The organism is Amycolatopsis sp. NPDC051071 (assembly GCF_040682875.1).
Lineage (GTDB): Bacteria > Actinomycetota > Actinomycetes > Mycobacteriales > Pseudonocardiaceae > Amycolatopsis.
Window position 1 is genome coordinate 1 of sequence record NZ_JBFBBY010000291.1, and the last position, 4,779, is coordinate 4,779.

A 4,779-nucleotide genomic window follows, 5' to 3' on the forward strand; every position below is an offset into this window, starting at 1 on the left:
AAAACCACCCCCCCCCCCCCGCACCCACCCCCTCACTCCCCCCCGGGGGCGGGGGCCCGGGGGGGCCGCCCCGCCGTGGGGGGCCCGCCCCCCCGCCCCCACGCCGGGACCGCGCATCTCATCGTGCATCGCGGGGTCGCGGTCGAGCCCGAGGGTGACCTGGTCGAGGCCGACGTCGCCCGCGAGGCGGCCGACGAGATCGTCGAGTCGCTGTGCGGGCTCGACCTCGACCACACCGGCGGCATCACGCTGGAAACGCTCGACACCGCGGTGTCCGACGCGGCCGACAAGGCCGAAGAGGACGCGCCAGGGGAGGCCGCGGACGCGGTGGTGTGGCAGGAACTCGTCGGCCGCAGCGGCGAGGAATCCCGGCTCACCTGGACATTTCAGGCGTTCCTGACCATCGCGTGCCTGCTGGCCGCGGTCGGCGTGATCACGAACTCGTCGGTCACCATCGTCGGCGCGATGGTAGTCGGGCCGGAATTCGGCCCGCTGGCGGCCATCGCGATCGGGCTGGTGCTACGCCGGGGTGATCTGGTGAAGCAGGGCGCCGTGGCGCTGCTCGGCGGATTCCCGATCGCCATGGCGATCACGCTCGGTGTGGTGCTGGTGGGTAACGCCACCGGAGTGCTCGAGGTGAGCAAGCTCGCGGACAACCACCAGGTCGATTTCGTTTACCAGGTGGGAATCGCGTCGCTGATCGTCGCGCTGCTCGCGGGCGCGGCGGGGATGCTTTCCATGACTTCGGCCAAATCCGCCGCGCTGGTGGGTGTTTTCATCTCGGTGACCACGGTGCCGGCGGCGGGTTACGCGGTGGTCGCGGCGGTTGCCGGTCAGTGGGACCGGTGTCTGTACTCCGCCGGTCAGTTGCTGGTCAATCTCATCGGAATCGTTGCAGCTGCGGCCATTGTGCTGACATTGCGCCGTCGCGGGCAACGATCGAGGGTAACGGAACGTCCGCTTTCACGCGGGTGAGTCCGCTATCGCGTCAGTGCGCGCGATTGCCCGGATCTCAGTGGTCATGGTTGCTCAGTCACGAGTAGGGTCGGTGGCAATGACAGTCGATACCTCCTCTGCCGATGATTCGACAGTCGGAGCCGAAACCCTTGCCGTCGCGGCGGCGGTCGCGGCCGGCGAGTCGGTGCTTTCACGCCGATTCGGCAGCGCGATCACCCTCGTCGCACCCGAAGAACTCGCCGGCAGCGGCCCGGCGACGGTGGTGCGGGCGCGGGTGGCGACGTCGCCGTTCGCCTTGCCACGTACCCTGGTCATCAAGCACTACCCCGATCCACCGGAACCGGGACGGGCCGATCCGTTCGCGCAGGAGGCGGTCAGCTACCAGCTGTTCACCGCACTCGCGCCCGAAGACCGGATGTGCCCGGAACTGCTGGCGCACGACGGCCGCCACCGGGTCCTGGTGATCGAGGACCTCGGACGCGTCCCGACGTTGCACGACAAGCTGTACGCCCGTGACGCTCGCGGCGCCGAACGCGCGCTGCTGTCCTGGGCACGGTCGCTGGGCAGGCTGCACGCGAGCACCGCGAGCCGCGAGGCCGATTTCAACGCGCTGCTGCGTCGTCTCGGCGGCCCGGTCAAGAACGACGACGCACCGCTGCCCGCGGTCTGCGCGCAATTACCCGGCCTGCTCGAGGAAATGCTCGACGTCGAGACGCCGGAACCAGTGCAGCGACGGGTCATGGAGGTCGCGGGCAGGGCCGGTTCGCCGTCGTACCGTGCGTTCAGCCCGGTCGACCTCAGCCCGGACAACAACCTCGTGACCAGCGGCGGAGTCCGGTTCCTCGATTTCGAACGCGGCCGTGTGCGCAGTGCGCTTGTCGACGCGGCGTACCTGCGGCTGCCGTTCGCGTCCTGCACCGACGCGCTCGCGCTGCCGCCGGGGATGAGCGAGGCGATGATCGCGGCCTGGCGGTCCGAGGTGGTGTCGGTCTGGCCGGTGCTCTCGGACGAGGACGCGCTGGCCGAGCATCTGATGGACGGTCAGTTGCTGCTGCTGTGGATCATCACCTGGGAAATCCTCCCGGAGCTCGACCTCGAACGGCACGCGACGCCGATCAGCCGGGAAGCCGCGCTGGTGACCTGGTGGCGTGAACTGGCCAAACACTCGCTGCGGGCCCGGCTGACGGATATCTCCGAGCACGCCACCCGGGTCGCCGCGGCGCTGGGTGCCCGGCTGGGGCCGCACGCGGACCTCGCCTTCTATCCCGCCTTCCGGTGAGCTGAAGGGGACTTTCGCCGCCCGAATCATGCGGGAAAGTCCCCTTCAGCTCCTGGCCGCACGGACTTTTCGCTCGTCTGTCCTCGCCGCGTTACCCAGGCATCACCGCGGGTGAGTCCGCGTGGCCGATGGTGTCTACCGTGACCGTGATCAGTGTCGAAGTCACTCCGAGTCCCGAACCCCTTCTTCCTCCTGTCCCGGCCGCACCCCGGCTCGCCCGCAGACTGGTCGTACTCGGCGATTCCACGGCCGTGGGCCTGGGTGACCCGCTGCCGGACCGGGGTGGCTGGCGAGGGGTCGGCCCGCTCGTAGCCGACGCGCTGGGCGTCGAACCGGACGGCTACCTGAACCCGTCGTTCACCGGCGCGCGCATGGGCTGCGTGCGGACGAAGCAGCTTCCCTCGGCCGTGGCGCACCGCCCGGACGTCGCGCTGCTCGTGGCCGGGATGAACGACACGCTGCGCCCCGATTTCAGTGCCGAGCGGATCGCCGCGGACCTCACCGAGGTGATCCACTCGCTGGCGGCCGTCGGCACCACCGTGGTGCCGGTGCGTTACCACGACCACGGCAAGGTGTTCCGGCTCCCGCGGTCGCTGCGGCGGGCGCTGAGCGACCGGGTGGCCGAGCTGAACGAGGCCGTCGCCGGGGTCGTCGCGCGTGAGGGCGTGCCCTGCCTCGACCTGGAGCTGCTGCCCGGCGCCTACGCACTGACCGCGTGGAGTGTCGACCGGCTGCACCCGTCGGAACTGGGTCACCGGATGCTGGCGACCGGGTTCACCGAAAGGCTCACCGAAGCCGGGTTCGCGGTGCCGCGTCCGGTCAGCCTGACCTGCTCGGGCGGGGTGGAGCCGAGCGCCGCCGGGCACGTCGGCTGGCTGGTGCTGAAGGGTGTCCCGTGGGTGTGGCGGCGTGGCCGCGAGTTCCTGCCGTACGCGGCCGCGATCATGTGGCATGCGTTCCGGGAGCGGCTGCGCTGACCTGCGCCGGGGAACGTCGGTGGCAACGGCTACCGTCGACACCGTGGCACAGGACGAACTCTTCACCGTGAACCCCGACCTCGGTCCGCCTCCGGAAGCGGACGAGCCGAGGGACGTCATGGGGGGTAGGCCCCTCGGAGAGGGGGGCGGGAGAAACGCCGTACCGGCAGGCTCACCGCTGGCCGTGCGTATGCGGCCGCGGACGCTCGGCGAGGTCGTCGGCCAGCAGCACCTGCTGCGTGAGGGCGCGCCGCTGCGGCGGCTCGTCGAGGGCGCGGCGCCCGCGTCCGTGCTGCTCTACGGGCCGCCGGGGACCGGCAAGACCACGCTCGCGAACCTCGTCTCGGCCGCGACCGGGCGCCGATTCGTGGCGATGTCGGCGCTGTCGGCCGGGGTGAAAGAGGTGCGCGGGGTCATCGAGGAGGCCCGGCGCCGCCGGAACTACAACGCCGAGAACACCGTCCTGTTCATCGACGAGGTCCACCGATTCTCCAAGACACAGCAGGACGCCCTCCTGGGCGCGGTCGAGGATCGCACGGTGCTGCTGGTGGCGGCCACCACCGAGAACCCGTCGTTCTCCGTCGTGGCCCCGCTGCTGTCGCGGTCGCTGGTGCTGCAGTTGCGGCCGCTGACCGACGACGACATCGTCGCGCTGATCGACCGCGCGCTGACCGACGAACGGGGTCTCGGCGGTGAACTCACGCTGACCGACGACGCGCGGGCGCATCTGGTGCGGCTGGCCACCGGCGACGCGCGGCGTGCGCTGACCGCGCTGGAAGCGGCGGCCGACGCGGCGAGCGCGACCGAGGCCAAGACGATCGATCTCGCCATCGTCGAGTCCACTGTGGACAAAGCGGCGGTACGGTACGACCGCGACGGCGATCAGCACTACGACGTCATCAGCGCGTTCATCAAGTCGATCCGCGGCTCCGATGTGGACGCCGCGCTGCACTACCTGGCGCGGATGATCGAGGCGGGGGAGGACCCGCGGTTCCTGGCGAGGCGGCTGGTCGTGCACGCGAGCGAGGACATCGGGATGGCCGACCCGACGGCACTGCAGTCGGCGGTCGCGGCGGCGCACGCGGTGCAGTTCATCGGGATGCCGGAAGGCCGTCTGGCGCTGGCGCAGGCGACCGTGCACCTGGCGACCGCGCCGAAGTCGAACGCCATCGTCACCTCGATCGACGCGGCGCTGTCCGACGTCCGGTCCGGGCGGATCGGGACCGTGCCGCCGCATCTGCGTGACGGGCACTACGCGGGAGCCGAGAAGCTTGGGAACGCGAAGGGGTACCGGCATCCGCAGAAAGTGCCAGAAGGTGTTCTGACGCAACAGTATCCGCCGGACGAACTGGTCGGCCGGGACTATTACGAGCCGACGTCGCGAGGTGCGGAGCGGACTTTGCACGAGCGGGTCCCGAAGCTGCGGCGCACCATCCGCGGGGAGAAGCCCCCAAGTACATGAAGGCCCCCTTCCTGTACCTAGGCGCAAGGAAGGGGGCCTTCCTGTACCTCAGGCGAGCAACGGGCGCCGGTACCGAGCGGGTCGGGTCTCGTGAGTGTTTTGGG

4 protein-coding genes are annotated in these 4,779 nt (G+C 70.4%); all 4 read left to right on the forward strand.

Annotated features, from left to right (window positions below):
- The first annotated feature begins 75 nt into the window (after positions 1 to 75).
- The 4 genes from AB0M65_RS40200 (at position 76) to AB0M65_RS40215 (ending at position 4,675) form a co-directional block, all read left to right on the forward strand.
- On the forward strand, positions 76 to 975 hold the full coding sequence (locus tag AB0M65_RS40200; RefSeq protein ID WP_364040704.1) for a DUF389 domain-containing protein: 900 nt from the start codon (positions 76 to 78) through the stop codon (positions 973 to 975).
- A gap of 79 nt (positions 976 to 1,054) precedes the next feature.
- Positions 1,055 to 2,236: a phosphotransferase gene (locus tag AB0M65_RS40205; protein WP_364040707.1), complete on the forward strand. Its 1,182-nt coding sequence runs from the start codon at positions 1,055 to 1,057 to the stop codon at positions 2,234 to 2,236.
- 128 nt (positions 2,237 to 2,364) lie between these two features.
- A complete protein-coding gene (locus AB0M65_RS40210) occupies positions 2,365 to 3,213 on the forward strand; it encodes an SGNH/GDSL hydrolase family protein (RefSeq protein ID WP_364040710.1) in 849 nt (282 codons plus the stop codon).
- Positions 3,214 to 3,256: 43 nt separating this feature from the next.
- Entirely contained in the window at positions 3,257 to 4,675 is a 1,419-nt protein-coding gene (locus AB0M65_RS40215) for a replication-associated recombination protein A (RefSeq protein WP_364040713.1), read from the forward strand.
- The last annotated feature ends 104 nt before the right edge of the window (positions 4,676 to 4,779 follow it).

Excerpts from the sequence above, each read along its gene's own strand:
- AB0M65_RS40205 (WP_364040707.1), top strand. The coding sequence starts at position 1,055 with ATGACAGTCGATACCTCCTCTGCCGATGATTCGACAGTCGGAGCCGAA.
- AB0M65_RS40210 (WP_364040710.1), top strand. The coding sequence starts at position 2,365 with ATGGTGTCTACCGTGACCGTGATCAGTGTCGAAGTCACTCCGAGTCCC.